This is a genomic window from Nostoc sp. LEGE 12454 (assembly GCF_056620565.1).
Genome location: NZ_JBWQXL010000070.1, coordinates 1 through 22,717 on the forward strand (window position 1 = coordinate 1; position 22,717 = coordinate 22,717).

General features: G+C 41.8%; 14 protein-coding genes. 1 reads left to right on the top strand and 13 read right to left on the bottom strand.

Going from position 1 to position 22,717, the window contains the following annotated elements:
• From AC1F2U_RS32775 to AC1F2U_RS32790, 4 genes are all read right to left on the bottom strand, one after another.
• On the bottom strand, window positions 1–255 hold a 255-nt coding region (locus tag AC1F2U_RS32775), incomplete at its 3' end, for a response regulator (RefSeq protein WP_480264935.1).
• Window positions 252–662 (bottom strand): four helix bundle protein, encoded by a 411-nt coding sequence (locus tag AC1F2U_RS32780; protein ID WP_480264936.1) that lies wholly within the window; start codon window positions 660–662, stop codon window positions 252–254. The genes AC1F2U_RS32780 and AC1F2U_RS32775, both read right to left, overlap by 4 nt.
• 51 nt (window positions 663–713) lie before the next feature.
• A complete protein-coding gene (locus AC1F2U_RS32785) occupies window positions 714–3,488 on the bottom strand; it encodes a PAS domain-containing protein (protein ID WP_480264937.1) in 2,775 nt (924 codons plus the stop codon).
• Between the two features lie 272 nt (window positions 3,489–3,760).
• Window positions 3,761–4,354 carry a DsbA family protein gene (locus tag AC1F2U_RS32790; RefSeq protein ID WP_480264938.1) on the bottom strand — a complete coding sequence of 198 codons (594 nt, stop codon included), beginning with the start codon at window positions 4,352–4,354 and terminating at the stop codon, window positions 3,761–3,763.
• Window positions 4,355–4,657: 303 nt separating this feature from the next.
• Between AC1F2U_RS32790 and AC1F2U_RS32795 the strand changes: the two genes are divergently transcribed.
• Entirely contained in the window at window positions 4,658–5,845 is a 1,188-nt protein-coding gene (locus tag AC1F2U_RS32795; protein WP_480264939.1) for an RNA-guided endonuclease InsQ/TnpB family protein, read from the top strand.
• Window positions 5,846–5,981: 136 nt separating this feature from the next.
• Here the strand turns inward: AC1F2U_RS32795 and AC1F2U_RS32800 are convergent, their stop codons facing one another.
• The 9 genes from AC1F2U_RS32800 to AC1F2U_RS32840 form a co-directional block, all read right to left on the bottom strand.
• Window positions 5,982–6,923: a restriction endonuclease subunit S domain-containing protein gene (locus tag AC1F2U_RS32800; protein WP_480264940.1), complete on the bottom strand. Its 942-nt coding sequence runs from the start codon at window positions 6,921–6,923 to the stop codon at window positions 5,982–5,984.
• A gap of 5 nt (window positions 6,924–6,928) precedes the next feature.
• Entirely contained in the window at window positions 6,929–8,539 is a 1,611-nt protein-coding gene (locus AC1F2U_RS32805; RefSeq protein ID WP_480264948.1) for an HsdM family class I SAM-dependent methyltransferase, read from the bottom strand.
• 79 nt (window positions 8,540–8,618) lie between these two features.
• A complete protein-coding gene (locus tag AC1F2U_RS32810) occupies window positions 8,619–9,539 on the bottom strand; it encodes a DUF6262 family protein (protein ID WP_480264941.1) in 921 nt (306 codons plus the stop codon).
• A complete protein-coding gene (locus AC1F2U_RS32815) occupies window positions 9,532–11,589 on the bottom strand; it encodes a tyrosine-type recombinase/integrase (RefSeq protein WP_480264942.1) in 2,058 nt (685 codons plus the stop codon). The genes AC1F2U_RS32810 and AC1F2U_RS32815 overlap by 8 nt, the downstream gene beginning before the upstream one ends.
• Before the next feature lie 367 nt (window positions 11,590–11,956).
• A complete protein-coding gene (locus AC1F2U_RS32820; protein WP_480264943.1) occupies window positions 11,957–12,586 on the bottom strand; it encodes a response regulator in 630 nt (209 codons plus the stop codon).
• Window positions 12,573–19,502 carry an AAA family ATPase gene (locus AC1F2U_RS32825; protein WP_480264944.1) on the bottom strand — a complete coding sequence of 2,310 codons (6,930 nt, stop codon included), beginning with the start codon at window positions 19,500–19,502 and terminating at the stop codon, window positions 12,573–12,575. Before AC1F2U_RS32825 ends, AC1F2U_RS32820 begins: the two co-directional genes overlap by 14 nt.
• Window positions 19,503–20,215: 713 nt before the next feature.
• Window positions 20,216–21,106 (bottom strand): 4-hydroxybenzoate solanesyltransferase, encoded by an 891-nt coding sequence (locus tag AC1F2U_RS32830; RefSeq protein ID WP_480264945.1) that lies wholly within the window; start codon window positions 21,104–21,106, stop codon window positions 20,216–20,218.
• A 405-nt stretch (window positions 21,107–21,511) separates the two neighbouring features.
• Window positions 21,512–22,222 (bottom strand): HAD family hydrolase, encoded by a 711-nt coding sequence (locus AC1F2U_RS32835; protein ID WP_480264946.1) that lies wholly within the window; start codon window positions 22,220–22,222, stop codon window positions 21,512–21,514.
• A gap of 6 nt (window positions 22,223–22,228) precedes the next feature.
• A complete protein-coding gene (locus AC1F2U_RS32840; protein WP_480264947.1) occupies window positions 22,229–22,591 on the bottom strand; it encodes a hypothetical protein in 363 nt (120 codons plus the stop codon).
• Between the last annotated feature and the right edge of the window lie 126 nt (window positions 22,592–22,717).

Sequence of the window (22,717 nt, forward strand, 5' to 3'; positions counted from 1 at the left end):
ACAAATCGCCATAATGGCTTCAACACCTCCCATTTTGGGCATTCGTAAATCCATTAGTGTGACATCAGGTTGGTATTCTCGAAACGCGTCGATCGCTTGTTGCCCATCTTCAGCTTGAGCGATCGCTGTCATTTCTGGATCGCGGTTAATGATGGTTGCTAGACCCTTTCTGACTATGGCATGGTCGTCAACAATCAGCACTCGAATCGTAGTGGTGGGGTGTGGGGTGTGGGGTGTGGGGTGTGGAGAAGTCAATTGTCTATCCCCCTTTGAAGGCTTTGACGCAGACGATTCAGTAAGCGTCCTGTACTGTCACATAAACTCATTAATTCAGTAATGTCATCAATGTAATTCAAATTATTTGCAAGAAGAAGCAAGGTTTCCAACTCTTTGAGGCTTCCATTGGCGATACCGAGGAACTGAAGATACTCCTTACGATGATTTCGTCCATACCCTTCAGCAATATTGGCAGGCACAGAAACACAGGCTCTACGAATCTGCGAAGTTAATCCATAGATTTCATGCTTTGGCATTACCTCTGTTACCTGATAAACCTGCTTTGCTAATCGCATCGATACTTTCCAAACCTCCAGATCGCGGTAACTCTCCAACTTACTCACACCCCACACCCCACACCCTACACTTGTAATTAACGGTTTCAAAAGTCACGTCAACCAGGGACTCCAACTTACTCACACCCCACACCCCACACCCTACACCCCAACTATCACCATAATTTCTGTTCCCTGTCCCGGTTGGCTTTGAATCGTTAGTTGTGCGCCAATGCGCTCTGCCCGTTCGCTCATTCCTAATAAGCCAAACCCACCGTTCAAAGGAGTGCTACCTACTCCAAAGCCCCTGCCATCGTCTTTAACCCGTAAGATACACTGTGTCTCGTTGTACACTAACTCAACCCGAATTTCGCCAGCATCAGCGTATTTAATTGCATTGGTTAATGCTTCCTGCCCAATTCTAAGTAAGTTATTCTCCACTTCAGTTGGTAAGGAATAGGCTATACCCTGAGTTTTGCAAATCAGAGCCGTGTCGGTCGTCGATCGCATTTGAGCCACAATACGATGCAAGGCACTCTCTAAATTACCTTCTTCTAGTAGCCGCGGACGGAGTGCTGATACGGATCGCCGTGCCCCTGCTAGCCCACCGCGTGCTAGTTCATCAATCATTTCCAGATGTACTTGGGTTGCTTCTGGGTCATCCGCCAGCACTTGTGTTGCTGCTCCAACTTGAAGCAGAATACCTGTGAAAGATTGAGCTAGTGTATCATGAATTTCTCGCGCCATCCGGTTGCGTTCTTCTAAGATAGAAGTGTGTTCAGCTCGTTTACGATCGCTAATATCTGTCATGAGACTGTAGAATCCTCTTACCTGAGCATTGTCATCGAAATCAGGAATAAAGGTCGCGCTGATGCACCGCTTATCATCAGGAAAAGGGATTTCTGCTTCTAGAGGGACAGTTTGCCCTGTAAACACCTGATTAATATACGGCTCAACCCGTTCATAAACCGCCTCACCGAGCAGTTGGCGAACAGGGTTGCCCAAAATTTCATCACGGCTACGGTTGAACCAAACCTGATATGTACGGTTGATAAATTGAAAGCAGCGATTGGCATCGACGTAGCTAATCAGAACGGGTAGAGCGTCGGCAATCAGTCGTAATTCTTGCTCCTGTAAGCGAAGCTCCTCGTAGACACCGCGTAGCTCTGCTTCGTTTGCCTGCAATGCTGTCGTTCGTTCTGCAACTTGTTGCTCTAGGGTGCGATTGTATTCTGCTAAAAGCTTCTCTGCTTGTTTACGTTCGGTGATGTCTTGAAAGGCTGCGATCGCATACAGAATGTTGCCTGACTCATCAAAAATTGGAGTTCCCCAACTTTCGATCGGAATGATGCGATTTCCCTGGTGAATTTCGATATCATCCACACTGCCCTGTTCGCCGTTTAGCGCTCGCCTAATCATCAGTTGTTCGGTTGGGTAGGGGCGATCGGTTCCTGCCACATAGAGTTGATAGACCTCGGCAATTTGCTCTGGGGTGACAGACGGCAGCACGCCCTTGCCCAAGAGTTGGATTGCTTTCTGATTTGCGTAATAAGGGCGACCTGTTGCATCCATAACTACAATTCCTACCGGAACCGACTCTAAAATTTTCTGGAGGCGGGTTTCACTTTGGGCGAGGGTCTGGTTTAAAGACTCCATTTTGGCAAATGCGATTTGAAGCTGCTGTGCCATCTGGTTGAACGATCGAGCCAGTTCGCCCAAATCGCCCGATCGCTCAATTTCTACCGTCTGATTCCATGCACCGTCTGCTAGCGCTTTTGCCGATTGACTGACGCTGACAATCGGTTTAGCGATCCATCGGGCAATCAAAATGCAGATCGCAATGCCAAGCAGCAAAACCGCAATACAAAGCAGAATCGTCGTGCGGATGCTTTGATTAATCTTGGCCATGAAATCGGATTCAGGCAACACCGTGACAATCAGCCAGTCTAGCCCACGAGTATCTTTGAATGGCATCACCTGAATCAACTGCCGCCTGCCATCGAACTTAAAATCAAGCTGTTCCGCAGCCTGGATCTGCCACAAATCGCTGAAATGCTCGCGCAAATAGGCAGTAGTAGCTCGCACGGTAGGATTACGGCTCTCAACTGCGGACAATCGATTTGCTGCCGCCCCAGGACTTATGATCGCCTCTCCGGTGGAGGTGGCAACCAGTTGCCCCGATCGCTCTAGAATAAAGGCGATGCCTGTCTTGCCAATTTGCAGGCTAGCCAAAAAACGGCTCATCTCATTAGGCAGAAATACATCGGTGGCACAGACTCCCAACAGCGATCTATCGGCAGTGCTATAGACAGGCGTACTGGCGGTGATCGTTGGCAACTGGCTAGCAAAGTCGGCATAGATTCCACTCCAGCTTGGTTCGCCTCCCGTCACTGCTGCTTTATACCAGGGACGAACCCGCGCATCGAAGGCTTTGTTGCCTTGACTGATTAACTGGTCTCGCTGACCATTGCGATCGAGGCTGTAGCCGTAGAGTTTACGATCTGTAGCAACATTACTCGACCGCAGTTCAATTGAGCGATCGGCAGGGCTACGTCGCACCCCTAGAAGAGAACCTTTGCGATCGCCACAGTAGATATCACTCACCATTGGATAAATCTGAATTTGCTGCCAGAGTGGAAACTCACCTTTCACTGCGCTAGGGTCAATTTTTCCCTGAGCGAAGGTACTGGCATTGAGCCGATTGATGTTATGGGGTATCTCGGTATAGGTTTGTAGTTTGCCTTCGATCCGGTTCGTCAGTTCGCGCCGCAGTTGACTGGTGAGATCGTTGATGGCTTCCTGTCTATTTTGGAAGGAAAAATACCCCACTAAGCCGACTGTCACCAAAGTTTGCAGCACAAACGGCACAATCAAAACCGTCTGCAATGGTACCGTTCTGGAAACTTGAGCTACAACTTGCTTGAGAAGACTGCTCATCAATCAGATTCCTCATTTAGGGCAGTTCGCGCACGTTAGTCCATTTATTGAAGAAAGGCAGAAGGCAGGAGGCAGGAGGCAGAAGGGAATTCTGACTCCTGACCTCTGCTGTGACCGTTCGCGCAGCGTCTCCAAGAGTTGGGAACAAGGGTTTAAGGCCCTCACTGAATTCTTATTCAGTGGCTCTTGTTCAGGAAGGGTCGGAATCCCCAACTGATGTAAACCTTCTGCCCTTTGCCCTCTGCCTTCTGCCTTCTTCAATGACGAAAATACTAGCCATGAGAAGCTGCAACGATCGCAACAAGTAGTGGCTTAAGCTCTAAAGCGTCTCTATAACGCACACCATTGATAAATAAAGCTGGAGTGCTAACTACCCCACTATCCATTCCGCTGGCAATGTCTTGATTGATGCGATCGACATACACTTTTTGGGCAATGTCTCGAATAAACTGAGTTACATCAAGCCCTAAATTGTCAGCGTATTCTGCTAAATACCCATCTTCTAGCTCTTGCTGATGCTTCAATAGCATCTCGTGCATCTGCCAAAACTGCCCTTGTGTTGCTGCTGCTTCTGTCGCTGCTGCTGCCTTTTGAGCTTGAGGATGGATTTGAGGCTGAGGAAAATGTCGGAATACAAAGCATAGAGAATCTCTCCCGAATAAGGTCGCCTCAAGCTGGCGTTGAATTGCCTGAATTGAGGTATAAAGTTCACTACATTGGGGACACTGATAATCCCCATACTCAACAAGCACAACGCAAGCATTCAACGATCCTTGTCGATGGTCTTGCTCAGAAGGAAGTACAACTAATTGATTGCGCTCTGCTTCGCAGTTACCGCAAGGGTCGTCAGGAATAACATCGCTCATTCTAAATCTTTGAGGAAAAGAGATTCATCGTCTGCACTCTGAAATTTCTTCCCCTCAAGCCTATAATTGTTTGTATGAGTTTAATGTATGAGACTTGCTTAGGCTTGTCGTCAATTCCGGGTCTGTATTTTAATCAACAAAATGATTGAGGATGAGTCAATTTGAGGGAGTAGAACGAATCAAACTCAGGTTTGATTGCGTCAGAGACTAAAATATGATGGTTAACCCAGGCAGAAGTACCATCTTTGCTTTTACCTTAAACAGCAAGAAGGCTCACACTGAACATCACCAACTGGTCTCACCATGTATAGAGCAGTTAAAGTTAGAATTTATCCAGATGATGAGCAAGAAAACTATCTAGCTCAATGTTTTGGTAATACCCGATGGTTGTGGAATTATATGCTTAATGCCACTACTACTGCGTATAAAGAAACTGGAAAAGGTCTTTCTAAAACAGCAATGGATAAGTTGCTTCCTCTTTTGAAGAAGGAATATGAATGGCTGGGACTTGTGTATAGTCAAGTATTGCAACGAGTGACGTTTAATCTTTCTAGTGCGTTTGTCAATTTCTTTGAAGGTCGTGCTAAATTCCCTAACTTTAAATCTAAGCATGGTAAGCAATCGATTCAATATCCTCAAAACGTGAAACTAATACCACAGGATTCTGTGATTAAGTTTCCCGGTAGTTTGGGAAGAGTGAAAGCCGTGTTTCATAAAGAGCTACCATTAGCTAAATTCACGACTGTAGCGATATCGAGAAATGCTGATGGTAGATACTATGCTTCTATTCTGTTCAATCAGAATGATAAGCCAGTAGTTGCAATTAGAGATGCTATTGGTGTTGATTTGGGATTGAAAAACTTTGCTATAACTTCGGAAGGCTCTAAATATGACCTTCCCAAAAAACAATTAGTAAAGTTAGAAAAAAATAGAAAACGTCAACAGAAAAAATTAGCTAAAAAGACAGATAAAACTTCAAACAAACGTCGTAAAGCTAAACTGCTAGTTGCAAAAATCTCTAGTAAAATAGCTAGAGTTAGAGAGGATTTTCTACACAAGCTATCTCGCAAAATAGCATACGAAAACCAAGTTATTTGTGTAGAAGATTTGGCAGTTAAGAACATGGTCATAAATCCCAACCTGGCAAAAGCTATCAGTGACCAGGGGTGGGGAATGTTTCAAACCATACTTAAATATAAAGCTGAGAAGTTCGGACATACCTATATTGAAATAGGTCGGTTTTTCCCATCGTCACAGCTTTGTAGCGAGACTCTACTACCTATCCCAATGCTGCAAAAAGGATATGATTCATTGGGCGTAAGGTTTGTAGATTGTCCACACTGCAACAAACAACATGATAGGGATATCAATGCGTTATGTCGTTTACAACGTCTACAACGTTTACTATACAGTCTCTTTACGTTGTTGTCATTTTCTACAACGTTGTTCATTCACCATACTCCTCTATTATTTTTTCAACAATCGACCTAGCAGAGTAGTAGTTCCTTGGCAGCCCTGAAGTGGGTTTCTTGCATGGGTAAATGAAAGTAAGCTATTGGTAGCTAAATAAAGCACATAATTGTACAAGTCTATGTTTAGGTTCAACTTCAAACTAAATCTTTTCCTTTTACTCATCTATGTCTAAATCTTCAGCTATAGAATTTACTCTCATAATATTAGGAATATAAGAGAATTTAGAATTTTCGAGTAGAGTTATGAACTGTTGTTTTGACTCAGCAATTGATTTGAAATAATCTTGAAATCCCCATGAAACTTCATAAGCATATTCTTCTGATTTTGGGAAAGGCAATCTAATTTCTTTATACCTGCTACTAACATCTTCTCTGTTAGTCTGCATTAAAGCTATTCTTTTCCATTGTTTACGAACAGATGTAAGACAAAAAGCCCACATTAGATAAAAAGGACTCCATCCTTGCTCCAAACGAGATTTAATTCGTATAACAAATACTTCTTTTGTTAAAACAATATCTTCTTCACCAGGAAGTAGCATAGCAAATTCACCGATATTACTACTTGCACGATTAGGTGTAATAAGATCCCATGCTTGAAGTCCACTGTTTGTCTCTCCCCAAAGTTTTTCTGCTAATGGGAATGGAACCATATTTGTAGGATTAATATTTATACGCAAATTTCGTATATCAGAAACCTTAATATAAGGTACTTCCCCCACTCGTTGGTCATTTCCTGGACTACCATGACCACCAGAAATGCTAATAATGCCCTGTTCTTCTAACTCTCCAAGCGTAATTTCATCTAGTTGCTCAGATTTCAAAAAATCATCAAAATCCTTATCCCATCTTGGATCATAATAGGTTGGAACTAAAATACCTATTTCCTTGCATTTAAAATTTGATATCCGAACAGCACCTTCCGGTAATTTTCCTGCCAATATTTCGTTTACATTATATAACAATTGATTGTCAACTTCATCAGTTCTTTGCCCAGCAGTATCAACTTTATATCGTGGCCCTCCATTTTTATAAATACCGCAAGTTTTAGGATTTAAAAAAAGTATCGAGCCTTCATGTGCCCAAGATGGTAGAGCCATAAAATTTAGATCCTCTCAAAAATATATAGATTAGTTTTCGCACGACAAAAACCTTGGAAGGCTTCCATAGGTATATTTACAACACCAAGGGGGCGAAATTTTCTTTTTAGCCACTGTTGTATGAAAGCATATTGAAAAGAGAAAAAATATGTTTCAGGTAAAACTATACATAACTTTCCTCCTAGCATTAAAAGTTGCCAAGAGCGGTTTAAAAAAATTAAACCTGTTTCAGTATCCTCCCAGTTTCCATTCCTTGCACAAGCAATATCTAAACCAGCTTTTCTAGCATCAGCAGCAGGTACTTTTAAATTGGAGCCAAAAGGGGGATTTGTCAAAACTACTGTAAATCTTTCATTTGCAAAATTACCAGAAGAAAGTTGTGGAAAGTCAGTATTCCATAAATAAGTACGAATTGAATCCCCTCTAGCACAATGGGCAGATCCATCTCCCAATATTTGCATTATTGCTTTAGTTAGCTTAATACCTACAGAATCTTTATCAATTCCAAAAATATGATTTTGTGACCATCTTGAGACTTCAGCCAATTGATTGTGATGTTTCGACTGCATATACTGTAGACACTCTATTAAAAAACCACCAGTCCCACAAGCCGGATCGATTATCACATCGTCCCACTGTATTTCCATTAGTTTAACTGCGGCTTGTATTACTGGTTGTGGAGTAAAATATTGTCCCTCCTTTTGTCTTAGCGCGGCTGCACGTAATACTTGAAATGCTGTAGAGATTGTTTCAGCACTAATTCCAATTAAACGAAGTCTATATAATTCAGTAATACATCTATGTATCGAAGCATTTGTTAAACGCAATTCTTTATCTTGAGCAGAAGGAAAAACTCCCGGATATAAATTAACTAATCTTTGAAAATCTCGTTTAATTTTATTGGCAGTTTCTTCTGGACTAGATTGTGGAAAAAAATCTAATACCTCTGTTGGAGAAACCCTACCTTTGAGATCACTTTGTAATTTTAACAATATCAGATTGCAAAGCTGATCTAATTGATCTTCTCTACGTGTTACATTACTATCATTTGTAACTATATGGTCAAGCAAATCCTCTATAACTTTTTTTAAAACATCAGTGCTAGGTTCAATAAGGTTTTCATAAGCAACTCTTTCAACTTTTGGTAATAGTTCATCACCTGGTTGTGGTATTTCACTTATAGTTGCATATTGGCGAATTAAACCTGAACTGGTTTTATATATAAACAGACATTTTGCTGATGGTTCTGGATTATTAGCCCATATTCCAAGTTGAGCGTGAGGTTCTAATCCTAAAAGAATTTCTAATTGATTACTTCCAGCATCTTCATTAGGAGCTTTACATTCAAAAATAATTTTTAAATAACGATAATCACTTATATTCACAGAAGAATCAAAAACTACTATGTCACATGGGAATCCTAAAAACTTCTGTCCTTTTTCACGTTTGGATGCTTGAGAAGGATTTTTAGGGACTTGCCACTCACTACGTCCAAAAATAATCTGGTCTAAATCGTATCCAATTTGACGCAAGTGATTTACTAAAGGCCCAACAACTTGTTGTTGTTCTGGCCCCTGTTTTAAGCAAGAGGTAATTTCTTCACAGTTTTCAAACATCAAACTCAGTCTGCCGTAAATTTCTAAACAATCTTATACTAATTCTTAAAGAATGGAAATAAAATAGAATTTTTTGACGCTATGAATCAACTATTTTGGTCTTCAAACTTTCTAGTGGGTACTGAGAAACCATTTCTTCAAAAGGAATCCATTCTCCTTCAGGTGTGCAAATGTGTAGCACTCCTTCAATTTTTCTTGAAGCTATAACTAATTTTTCTGACCTAGCAACTGGAAACCATTCTTTAAAAATATCCAGTTCTGCTTTCTCTTCATACCCTTCATTGGGTATCCAAGTATTTCTGATAGCTTCTGCTAAAAACCCTGCTGGATTGCGTACCTTGGTAGTGGATAAAGCTTCTTTGAGCGTATTAATCGCTTTTAGTACTGTCTCCTCTGGAACCTGTTCTATTAACTTTGACAGAGTTGTACTTATTTTTATTTTTAGTGCATCTAGTTCAGATTTAACGCTATCGCTGCCCCCAGTTTTTTTAGATCGTTTCTTGTCTATTGATGTTACTTTGGGGTCATCTTGTGGTGGCGCAGAAGGGGTTTGACTGCGACATTCATCTAGTTGTTTTTTTAGCTCTGCATTTTCCACCTTGAACCTTTCTGCTAAATCATCAGCACCTTGTAGATGATAAACCCTACCAGCTAACCCCTCATTAATTCTGCGTAGCCCTTCTATTTCTGCTTGTAATTTCTTGTTCTCTTCCCTCAAGGTGGAAATAATTACGGATTTAGAATTGTCCGATGCCAGTGGAGCCTGTTTAGATTTAGGTCTTTGCCTCTGCTGGTCGCGCAGAGTTTCAATTCTACTCCTCAAATCTTCCTGCTTATACAAGTAAGCGGTAGAGACATTAGCAGTTTGGGCAACAGATTTAAAACTAATTACCTGACCCTGTTTTATCATCCTCTCAAGTGCTTTCTCTACACGTTCTGCTGATTCCTTAGATTTGTGTGCTGCTGCCTCTTGTAAAGCTTCTATCTTTCTATTAGTCATTGTCTGCCTCCAAAGTTTTAATGACTTTCTCTAAGTTCTCTTTGATAGGCGTATTTTTATGAACTTGTAGCTGCCAACCACAGTTTTGAGCTTTTTCTAAAACATTGTTGGTACGCTCTAAAGTGTCTTTTAAAATCGGTATGAAGTTTTTATTAGTTCTCCAGTGTGGGCAGTTATAGCAACCATCAAAACCGGGAATATCACAATCACCCAATACCTTGGGTCTAGCACAATAACCATGCTCTAATGCTCTGGCTTGTACGTTCTTCTTGAACCATTCCAAGTCGTCATTACTGGACAGTATCGTTTCATCTAGTTCGGCAGTTTCACCTTGAAAATTAACTACTCTCAACTCGTGGTATTTCTCAACCTCTTTTCTAAGAGTTTCATCAAAAATATGAGCATATACCATCGTCATTTCTGGCGATTCATGCCCTAAATAACGTTGCACAATATGTTGAGGAACGCCAGCATTAATCATGCGAGTTCCAACGGTATGCCTAAATTGATGAGTTTGAAAATTCCACAATTTACCCGACTGGTCTTTAATTTCAGATTGTTGAGCGAGTCTTTTTAAATTGTTGATAAAAGAAGTACTAGTCATCAATTTAGCTTCAGGTATAAACTCCTTGCTGTGTTGTCTTGCCCTACCACAAAATAAGTAAGGAAAGCTATTGCCAAATAGTTGCTTTATATAAGCCTGTTGTTCTTTAATAACTTCTGCTAATTCATTGCTTATTGGCTTGGTATGTTCTTTATTCATCTTGTGCATCTGATATTGAATATACCAGCCGCTTTTTTCATTAGACTTTAAGCAATCTAGCTTTAGTCTTAATAACTCTCCTATTCTAAAACCGCACTCTATATCTACCAAAAGCATTCGCATTACAGGTTCATGCAAGTTATCTAAATGTTGGTTAAGCTGTCTCATAACTTCTTCTGGAATAAACCGAGGAAGTCTTTTTGGCTCTTGTGGCCAGTCTTCAGGTCTAATCAGAGCAGGTTCAACTTGGAACCAGTTGTTAAGAATCCCCGTCTCAAAGAATGTTTTTACTGTAGATATACAATGTATATGCTGTGAATATGAGTATCCATTAGTTTTTAAGTAGGCAAAATATTGAAGGATTAAGGTTCTATTAATTCCTTTAAATTCTTGGTTATATCCTATCTTTGTTAAGAATCTAGAGAAAACATTAATCTCAGCAACTTTACCAATTAATGTGCTGAAAGCTAAACGAGTACTACATAAATAAAATATAAACTTCTTAAAGTACTTTTTAAGCCAAGGTTGTTCTATGTAAGCAAAATTAAGTTTGTAATGTTTGTGAATACCTCTTTCATAACCTAAATGGTCTGCTGTCCAGACATCGTGATTAAAGTCAAACTTTTCAGGAGCAATAAGAACATCAGGTCTTTCTGCCCCCACAGTAAATTGCTTATCACAGTCTTTACAGATACATTGCTGTTTTCCTGCTTTACTTATACCAAACCGTACAAAGTTCTTGCTCCCACACCATCTACAATTTATGTTGTTTAAAAAATCTAAATCATCTCGCCCATGAGGATTAAGAACATACTTACGATTGCAATCTTTACAAGGGAATGTCTTTGGTTCTTTGATTTTTAATAGTCGTGTCTTAACCTCTTTACCCTTACTAATGTGGTGTAAAAAAGACTTGTATTTACGTCCTGGTTGCAATTGATAGCGATAAACCTCTACCCCTTCAGTTGCCCCTATACGCTCTTGAAACTCATAGAACCCACAAACAGTTGTCAGGCAATGATTAATAGTCTTCTCGCAGCGTTTAGAAACCTGTGGCTGAACAGATAAAACCCCGGAGTTAGGGTTTCTCAACCAGTGGATAAAGTTTGATAGCTGCTCTAAATCAATTTCGAGCCAATTTAACTTTGAATCCCGTAAAAACTCCCAGAACAGTTTGAGGTTATGGGTATAGGTCTGAATCGTGTTTGGAGAACGCCCTACGCTGTCTAGATAATGCAGGTACTTCTGGATTGGCTCAATAGGCAAATAATTGTCATCCAGCACCATCCAAACCTGACGGTCGGTGTCTGGGAGGATACCTTTTTGGACTTTCATCCTCACCTACCCTGAATATCGATGTTTACATTATAGACTTAAATGATTAATTCGTATATATATGACAACAGCGTAGCGATAAAACTTCATATCAGCTACGCTGTTGTTGTTGTTGTTACTTATGATTTAATAAGACATAAAACGCTGCAACAAATATTAGAAATGAAGGTTTGCGACTTTTGGAGTTAGGAACTAGCTCTTCTGCCCTTGGAGGGGATGTAAGACCAAAATCTTCAGGACGTAAAAAATCCACGAAGGTCGAGGCAATCCCCAATGAATTGGGAAGCCTAAACTTTACCGTTAGGTCAGTGTAGGTAGTTCACAAGCTAGCAATTCCGCGTTTCAACGCAATAATGGCTGCCTGGGTGCGATCTTTGACATCTAGCTTGCTTAAAATTCGGTTGATATGAGTCTTCACTGTACTTTCACTAATATTTAGAGCAGTGCTAATTTCCTGGTTGCTCATGCCCTGTCCGACTAACTTGAGAACTTCTAACTCACGACCGCTCAGTTCTGGAGCAGTCAGCCGTTGGACTAGCTTGGCAGCCACGTTAGGGGGAATATACTGTTGTCCCCTGCTCACTGTCCGAATTGCTGTCAATAGTTCCTCTGGCTCAGAGTCCTTCAGTAAATAACCCTTTGCCCCGGCTCGTAATCCTCGATAAATCTCTTCATCGGTGTCATACGTGGTCAGCACAATAATTCGGGCATTGGGAAACTCATTGCAAATAACCGTAATCGCCTGAACACCTCCCATCTCAGGCATCCGTAAATCCATCAAAGTCACATCAGGTTGCTGTTGCTGAAAAACTGCGATCGCCTCATGCCCATTTCGCCCCTGACCAACAATGACAATATCTGGAGCCTCCTCTAACATTCCGATCAAACCCTGGCGGACAACAGGATGATCGTCCACAACCAGAACGCGAATGCTACTAGGCTGATTCATGCTGACTTAACCCCCGATTAATAGATACCGCGATTTCTGTCCCTTGCTCTAAGTCACTTTGAATCTTTAATTCGGCTCTAATACGTTCAGCCCGTTCTGCCATCCCCAGTAGACCAAAGCCATTCTGTATCGCCTGCTTTTCTACATTAAATCCCTGCCCATCGTCTTTAATTCGCAAGCTGCATTGGGTCGGTTCATAGATCAGTTCAATGTGGATTTCACTTGAGTTAGCATGTTTGATTGCATTTGTCAAAGCTTCCTGCCCAATCCGAAACAGATTATTTTCCAGATCGGAGGATAGGGGATAGGGCGTACCTATGACTTCGTAGACGATTTGGATTGCGATTGAGGAGTTTAATTCAGCAGCAAGACGGCTTAAGGCATCCTGTAAGTTACTGCTCTCTAAAAGGTATGGGCGGTGTAGTGCCTCTACTGAACGACGTGCCTCCGCAAGCCCAGAACGGGCTAAGTCGAGGATCTGAGTGAGGAGAGTTTGCGCTTTTTCTGGGTCTGCCGTTACCTTCTTGGAGGCAGAACGAGCATGAATGATAATACCTGTAAACGCTTGGGCTAAAGTGTCGTGAATTTCCCGTGCCATGTGATTGCGCTCTTCTAGAATGGAGGCTTCTTCGGCTCGTTTGCGATCGGTGATATCTCTTGTTAGCCAAATGACAGAATGTTCTGAGATGGGCGAGATGCGAGTTGCAAACCAGGTTTTCCACCCTCCTACGATCAAGCTATACTCAACCGTTAAGGGCTGCTGAGTGCTTAATGCTTGCCGAATACAGACAAGAAATGTATCGGCTTGCGATCGCTCAAAAATTTCGGAAAATGTTCGACCCACCTGTTCGTCAATCGGGTTAGATAATTTCTCTGACTCGATCAGGGTTGCTCTCAAAATCCGCCCTTCTGCATTTACTACCAAGAGCGGATCGGGCATTGCTGAAAAGAGCGCCCGAAGTTCTGCTTCGGAGGCTTGCAACGCTTCTTCTGCCTGTTTGCGTCTAATTCCTAATGCAATCTCGCGGGCTGAAAACTCCAACGCCTCAAAGTTGGACGACGGAATGGGATGTCGAGTAAACATCGCTATAACTCCAACAAGCTGCTCATCCAGCAGTATCGGATAGCCCGCAAATGCCACCATGCCTTCTCGTTTTGCCCATTCTTTATCAATGGATGATTCATCAAACACATTGTTAGTCAACAGAGGACTGCGTTCCTGAGCAATTCGTCCAACTTTGAGGCTACCTACAGGAACTCGACTGTATTCACCGTCAAGACGGGTATACATCCCCGCACTGGCTTGTAACTCCAAAACATTATTGTCTTTATTTAGCGTCCAAATCCGAGCAAATGCCGCATTAAAGTGCTTAACAACGGCTTGGGCACAGCGATGCAGTATTAAGGGCAAACTAGCACTTTGAGCCAAGGCACTATCCACATCAGCGCGAAAATCGGAGAGGATTGCCTGTTCCCGAAATTGAGCCTCGGACTGACGCAACACTTCTTCTGCTTGTTTGCGTTCGCTAATATCTGTCATGAGGCTGTAGAAGCCTCTCACTTGAGCATTGTCATCGAAATCAGGGATCAAGGTCGCATTGAGGCATCGCTTGCCAAGCGGAAAAGGGATCTCTGTTTCTAGAGATACCGTTTGCCCTGTAAACACCTGATTAATAGACGGCTCAAACCGTTGATAAACCGCCTCACCGAGAACTAGGCGAACAGGGTTGCCCAGAATTTCATCGCGGCTACGGTTAAACCAGACCTGATATGTATGGTTGATGAATTGATAACATCGATTGGCATCTACATAGCCGATCAGAACTGGTAGAGCGTTGGCAATCAGTCGTAATTCCTGTTCCCGATGGCGCAATTCTGCTTCGCTTTGCTGTAAAGCTGCCGTTCGTTGGGCTACCTGTTGTTCTAAGGTGCGGTTGTAATTGGCTAAGAGATGTTCGGTTTGTTTACGCTCTGTGATGTCTTGAAAGGCTGCGAGCGCGTAAGCCACGTTCCCATGTTCGTCAAAGATTGGCGTTCCCCATGCCTCAATGGGAATAATAGTCTCGCCTTGGTGAATCTCTAAATCATCCGTTCTTGTACGTTCGCCTTTCAACGCTTGGACAATTGGCATCTTCTCAGGGGAACAGTTTTGATCCGTTCCAGCCAGGTAAACTTGATAAACCTCTGCAAGATGATCTGATGTCACGGTAGGATCAACGCCTTTACCCATCAGCTCAATTCCCTGCTGATTGACATAGTAAGGGCGACCAGTCGCATCCAAGACTGCAATTCCCACTGGAACCGCTTCTAGAAATTGATTTATCTGACTTTCGCTAGCGCGTAGTTTCGAGTAGAGTTTGGCATTTTCAATTGCGATCGCTGCTTGAGTAGAAAGTAGATTCAGAACTTGCGATCGCGTAGCGTCTCCGTTGGCGCAGCCTCCCGCAGTGAAGGAGACTTGTTCTGGTGTAAATGCTCCAGCCGCTAATTTATTTTCTAGATATAACACGCCCACTAGCTTACCTTGATTAAGCAGAGGTAAACATAAAATCGATTGAGTTTGATTCTGTTGAATATATGGCTCATTAATAAAGTTACCTTCACGAGTAGCATCATTTAAGATGACAGATTCATGAGTACGAATAACATAATTAATAATTGATTCAGGTAGATAATTTGCAGTTGGGATAGATTGCAGCACTTGTGTAGCATAGACATTCTCACCCTCATTAAGTTCACTAGACGCTTCAATCACCCATTTTCCTGAGTTTTCTAAAATCAGAGAACCTGTTTGTGCGCCAGCATTTTCGATTAATATCTTCATCAAGGAACGGAGCAGCTGATCTAGTTCAATTTCGCTCGAAATCGCCTGAATTGCCTTCATTACTGCCGTTAAATCAAAAGCGATGTGTGAGCTATTAGAAGTGGTTTCAGCAGTAGTGCAGATTGGTGTAGAAGCCACGCTCGACTGTTCAGGAAATAGCTGCGGATAGCGAGTTTCTAAATCTTTGACTTTCGCAGTTGCCCCCCACCGTTCATAACAGTAGTGAGCTTCTTTCATGTAGGTTTGGGCGATCTTTTGCCGACCTCGCACCAGATAATGTTTAGCAGCTAATTCATAAGCTAACGCCTCTTCCTGGATATATTCATTTTCCCTAGCTCCTTGAATTGCTTGTTCATAAAATTCCTCTGCTTCAAACCACTGACTCAAAACTCGTGCCGTCTCTGCTTGCACCAAATGATATTTATGCAAACAATTCATTGGCGCATACTGTGACCATTGCTTCATTTTCTCCTGACTAACCGTAACTTTTTTGAGAAGTTCCTCCTGCACTTGAGGGCTGCTTTCAGAGTATATGGCGAGTCTTGCCAGCGCATCATATAGATAGTAAAAAGGAGCAACAGGTGTGCCTGTTATTCGGATTAAATAACGTTCTGCTATGGTTGAGTTTTTAACTGCCTGAGCATACTCAGAAAATAGGTAGCACAGGAAAAGTTTATGGAAATAGACATCAAAGGTTGCCGTTCCATCATTTGTTACTTCATGTTGTGGCAATCCATTTTCTTCATTGTAGAATTCGCCAACTAGACGAGTTGGGTTGACCGAAAAACCCATCAAATTTGCGATCGCCTGTTGATATATTTGGTTCCAGGTTAGCGCCGTTTTCTGTTTGATTTGACGAATTGCTTCATTGTATTTCGTCATCTCCCGCTCAACTTCTACGAGTTCCTTTCCAACTGCGTAGAATTGGAAGCAATAACAATGAGCACAATAAGCAGCAAACTCTAAATCTCCAACTTCTAAACCTCTTTGGTAGGCTTCTAGCAAGGGCTGGGTTGTGTTTCTAATATGCTCTTTCCAATGAATAATAAAGTTATTCACAATGAGTAATGTTCTAGCTCTAAGAGAATGAACATTAAGCTGTGACAATAGATTTAGCGCAAGTTGTCCAAACTCGTACCCAATCTCAATGTTCCCACTCGTTCCACAAAGAATTAATCCGTAAAAAGCATAGGCAAAGGGAGATACAACAGCATTACCAGATTGAATTGATAAGTTTACTTGTTTAGACACAAGCAGAGGCATCAAATCAGGAGCCGCAACATAGGCAGCGATCGTGATGCTTGATAAGATTCGCATCGCCGCCAAATTGTCCGGTTCGGTCATTTCTGGCAAATGGAGCAAGTCCTCGATTGGCTTCTCGCCAATGAGTGATGCGATCGCGTCTAGCTCAAGCTGAATGTCTGACTGAGTTGGCGTTTCAGGAAAACTGATTCCCAATTGCTGCAAAACTTGCAATCCAGTGTTAATTGCTTCTAATAGCTGGTTCTGTGCGATGTCAGTTTGAATTTTGACTTCGTAAACTTTCACGATGTCGAGAACCGTTTTGCCTGCTTGCAGAACAACCACTGCCCAGGATTCTACCTGCTCAAACTCGCCACACAAATACGCGACTTCTGTTGTTTCTGTATATAACTCTAAGGTCAGCTCATAGTTAGTTTGCCAACTGGAGTCTGCTAGCCATGCTCTACCTCTGGCTAAATAGTTTTGAGCCACACTATAGGCGATCGCAGCTTTTGCTTTCTGTCCTGTGATTAAATTTAATCTAGCAATTTCATTGCGTTCTAGTTGATCTGTGACAAGCTCAATTCCATGATTAAGATGATCGACAATTTCAAACAGTCGGTCTGAGAGTCTCTCTGGCAAAATTTTTCCGAGGAGATTGCGACCAATTTGTAAATGAACAATTTGTTTTTGCGACTCATCGATTAAGGTGTATGAGGCTTGCTGCACGCGATCGTGCAAGAACTTATACTCTTGAATTAACAAGTTTTCATCTAATTCAGATAGTGGTTGAATTAATCCAACTTGTATGGCTGTTAGTAAATCTTGAAAAATCGTTTCAGGTGGTTGATCGCAAACAATCGATAGAGTATTTAAATTAAATTCAGCGCCGACGCAAGCAGCTAACCGAAGAATTTGCTGTGTATTTTCTGGCAGTTTCTTCAACTTGTTCAGCATCAACTCCACCACATTATTAGTAATATCTTGGGCTTGAATCTGAGTTATGTTCCATTGCCAGCATAAGTGTTCAGCATCAAATGTCAGCAGATTCTCGCTATACAGCATTCTCAAAAATTCATTGACAAAGAACGGATTGCCCTCAGTTTTACGCAAAACTAACTCAGCTAAGGGACGAACGATGTCTGCATTCCGATGCAGCGTCTCGGCAATCAACTGATTCAACGAGTCCAGCGTTAAGGGTGCTAAGATAATTTCCTGAAGCACTACCCCTTGTTTTCGCAGTCTCTCTAGCATTAATGCTAATGGATGCGTTGGATTTACTTCATGATCTCGATAAGCTCCAATTAAAAATAATGATTGGGCTTGCTCATCCAGCAGCATCAACTCAATTAAATTCAGCGTTGCTGAGTCTATCCATTGCAAATCATCTAAGAATATCGCCAGGGGATGTGATTCTGAACAAAACACCCGCACAAACTGCCTAAAGATTCGATGAAAGCGATTTTGAGCTTCAGTTGCTCCCACGGATGGTACAGGCGACTGCTTGCCGATAATTAATTCAACTTCTGGGATGATGTCAATGATGATTTGTGCGTTGTTTCCCAAAGCTGTAAGTAAGAGCGATCGCCACTGTTGCACTTGTTCGTCTGGTTCACTAAGTAATTGCCGTACCAATTTTTGCAGAGCATCTGCGATCGCGCTGTAGGGAATATTGCGCCCAAATTGATCGAATTTACCAGAGATAAAATAACCGCGTTTTTGGGTAATTGGTTTATAGATTTCTTGCACTAACGCAGATTTCCCAATGCCAGCGTAGCCAGATACCAACATCATTTCGACTTGGAATTTTGGTTTGCCTTTTTGTTCGCTTGGTGAAGTTGTTTCTGAATTGTTTGGTAAAGAAGCAACGCGATTTGACTCTGGACACGCTATGCGATCAAATGCCGCCAGTAACATTGCAACTTCCTTGTCCCGTCCATACAGTTTTTGGGGAATTTGAAATTGCTCAGAAACGTCTTGAAGCGCCAGTTTAATGCTAGAGATTTGACCGATTTTTTCTAATTGTTCAGCACAGATTTCTAAATCCGCTTTGATGCCCCAGGCACTTTGATAGCGATTTTCAGCATTTTTCGCCATCAGTTTGAGAATGATATCTGAAACTGGTTTGGGAATCTTTGTATTTATTTCATGAGGTGAAGGTGGCTGTTTGGCAATATGACAATGGACTAGTTCAAGTATATCCGTTGTGAGAAACGGCAGATGTCCAGTTAGCAGTTCGTAAAATGTCACGCCAAGGGAGTAGAAATCAGTCCGGTAATCGAGCAAACGGTTCATCCGCCCGGTTTGCTCTGGAGATAGGTATGCGAGGGTTCCTTCTAAAATATGAGGACTTTTGAAAGTCGGATTCGTGCGGTTAAATTGGGTGGCAATTCCAAAGTCAATAATTTTGACAACGCCAGTATCCAGATTAAAGACTATGTTTCCAGGGTTGATATCTTTATGGATGACATTGGCTGCATGGATTTTGCCTAGAATATCGGTGAGGGCGATTGCAAGACTTAAAAATTGGGATAAAGGCATGGGGCAGAAGATATCTGGGCGCTTGTGCATCCATTGCTCTAGGGACTCTCCCCCAAAATCTTCTAAGAGAATCACCAGAGTGCGTTGATAGTCTTGCTGACTGTATGCCTTGACAACTCCTTCCACTGTAAGGGAACGGGTAATTTTATATTCCTGTCTGTAGCGGGTTAGTTCAACAGGTGAGGGATAATCAAGCTTTAGCATTTTTACGGCGATCGCTACTCCATCGTCTCTGATGCCCCGGTACACGAGAGAATTAGAACTTTCGTATATTTTGTTTTGGATAACAATACCAGGTAGAGCAATCATAGAGCAACTCTTGAGAGGATAATCTGGCATAACCCAAACTATACAGCAATCCAGCTATCTACATTTTTCATTTTTGAGATTCTATTTGGTTTTGTTCATTTCTAGCCAGTTGTAGAGCCTTAACTGAACTCTGTTGAGCGCTGTATCAATTATGTTGAGCGTTTCTACAGCACTCATTTGACAACTGGCGTAGCACGGGACACCAGAAGCGGAAAGTTTTGCCCTATCCCTCGTACAACTTCTTGAATGTCCCGTTGTGGTGATATCTCCATTGAAACTGCAACCCAAAGACATTGGATGCCAAATTGCCAAAATTGTTTAGAGGTTATCTTCTCTGGTATTCCAACTCCAGAAGCTTCAACAATTTCTCTTCGACAGCCGTCAAATAAGGCCGATTCAGTTTCCCCAATAACTGCAACAGACTTTTGACTGTCTCCTCTAGCGAATCGGAATACCCCTCTTCTGTCACTCTCCGGCGTTAGTTACCAAGTAGTAACTAAGTGAAATTGTCCAGAAGCATAACAGGGTTTAAATTGATTCATTTCACTAATTAATTGATTGAATCCGAGCAATAAATTAGAATTTGGGAAAATATGTATCCACGGATAAATCAACCAAAATAGTAAAAATACCTAATATTTATGAAATAAAAAAAAATGTATTTCATCGAGTAAACGTTTCTTCTGGAGCGCGTCCTTATTAAGTTCCTCAATTTATAATTTTAAAAAACCGAAAATCATCCCAAAAAGTAATACAGAGCTAATCCAGACATTTTGAGTAAACATTTGATTATAGGCAGTATTTGGAAGTTCTGAGTCAAGCAATTGTATAAACTGCCAAATCCAAGCAATAGTTGCAATTATCAAACTAATCCAGAAACTCAGTTGCAATTGCATATAAAAGCCTAGCAAACCCAATAGTAAGGCAGCAGTTGCATAGCAAATCATAACAGCAACAGGAGCATACTTACCAAAGAACAGAGCGCTGGACTTAACGCCAATCCGCTGGTCATCCTTGCGGTCAGACATAGCGTAAATGGTGTCGAATCCCACAGCCCACAGGGCAGTTGAGCTACACAGCAACCAAGTAGTAGTTTCTATCTGCTCATTCACCGCAGTCCAGCTAGTCAAAACTACAAGACCCCAAATTATTGCCAGTAATAACTGGGGAACTGGAAATATCCGTTTAGACAATGGGTATAAAATAATTACCGGAATTGTTCCAACCCATAACCAGAACGAAAGTGGTTTAAGAGTAAAAGCCAGTATCCCATTCAAAACCAAACAGATTAGGGCAACTGCGATCCCAACCGAAACTGAAAGCGCACCCGAAGCTAAAGGACGCTCACGCGTTCTTTCTACTTGTGCATCAATATCTCGATCGCACAAATCGTTGATTACGCAAGTTGTAGCACTAGTGGCTAAAGCAAAAAAAATGATCGGGTTAACAAGTGCTATTGATGGCATTCCTTTGCCTGACAAAACAATACCCCAAAGCGCTGGAATTATTAGAATTAACCGTCCTGCCGGTTTTTCCCATCTTAAAAGTCGGATAATTTTATGCCATAAAGGCTCTGTTACTTGAGATTGTGATTGAGTAGCCATAAATTTGCAAAGTTGAATTTGTAGTTACTAATGCCATCGTTTCGCTTAGTTTCTTGATAGATTATCTGGATTTGTTGCGTTTTCGGGCATTTGGTGTATTTTCTTTGTCTGCACGGGTAGCTACTAGCTAATTGACAATATACGTCGGGAGCGAGCGCGTGAGTAAAGGAACCTGTGCAGGATCGAGCGACAATTCTATGGGCCTGTTTATCAACATCTGTCGCAATGAGGCGAAGAGGAAAAATACCGTTACAACGCAAGTAGGGGAAGCTTTAGCTGGGTGCCAAAACAAACGCAATGAGGGAAAGGACTGGTTAAGCATTGCATTGCAGGTTCCAAATGAGTACTTGGACACTATTATCAAGAGCATCGCGATCTATCTCTATTTTGTGCAATACCTTAGTTTTAGGTGTTTCCTAACTCCATAACATGTTTGACAATATCATTCCGGTTAGTAACCAGCCAACTTTTCTGTTGTGCAAGCAACATTAATGATGGATGAGGTTCAAACACTAAGGGCTTGCTAACAATCTCAAGCAATGGCGTATCAGTTATTGAATCACCTATGGCAAGGGATTCTTCCAAATTTACTTTCCAATCTTTTGCCATCTGTAAAAAAATAGAATATTTCTTGCCGAGAGATCCTGACAAAAGATTTACTTTTCCAGTGTACTTACCTTGGTAAGTTGCAAAAATTGAGCCTTGGTATTTTGAGATGCCAAACTCCTGAGCTAGACAACAGACGATTTCATCCGGACTACCTGAAATTAATACAATAGAGTATCCTTGACTTTTAAGAATGTCGATAAGTTTTGGCACAAAAGCGAATAGCTTAGTTCGCTCTTGCAACCATACTTGATTAGCAATATGCTGCATTACAGCTTGTGAAATACCTGCAATAGCCTCTGCATAAAGAGTATAAGCACTAGTTGACATGGTTTGAAAGTCAATTTCATTGAGGCGATATTTTTCAACTACTTCAAAGACATTCTTGCTTTTTGATTTATCACTTATACCATTTGCTGCCAATGCTTGTAGTAACTGAAGTCCTAAAGCACCAGGGTAAAGAGTTCCGTCAATATCTAAGGCAGCAACTTTCACATGGTTCTTTTGCATATTATATTATTCTCTGATAACGGCGGCAGTGTATTTAAGAGCGAGTAGTGCGAAGATGGAGGTGAGAATAGGGACATCATAGGGGATAGGTCGGGGAGCTGCTTGGTCTGGTATAGAGACGAACTTCCCTTCTTCATCCTGTTGGAGGATCAGGTAATGTACACCTTGTCTCAATATTTCGGTATCACCAAGGCTACTTAGACCAATTAAGGTATATGAGGTGCTAATAACATCGCTTTCGTCACCTAATTGATGACCCCAGCCGCCATCACTGTTTTGAGATTTACGTAGGTAGTTTAGTGCTTTAGCTTCCACTGTATAAATACTCTCTAAAAGCTGCGGTGACTGAACAACTTTACAGGTACGCATCCCTAGCTATCTAATTGGTGTTGTTTGCAGGTAAACTGAAAAACACCTACCAGCAGACATTCCTCCGTGATAGTAAAGTTACCTAGCCACCGCCCACAAAGACATTTCCCGGATGCCAAACGAATA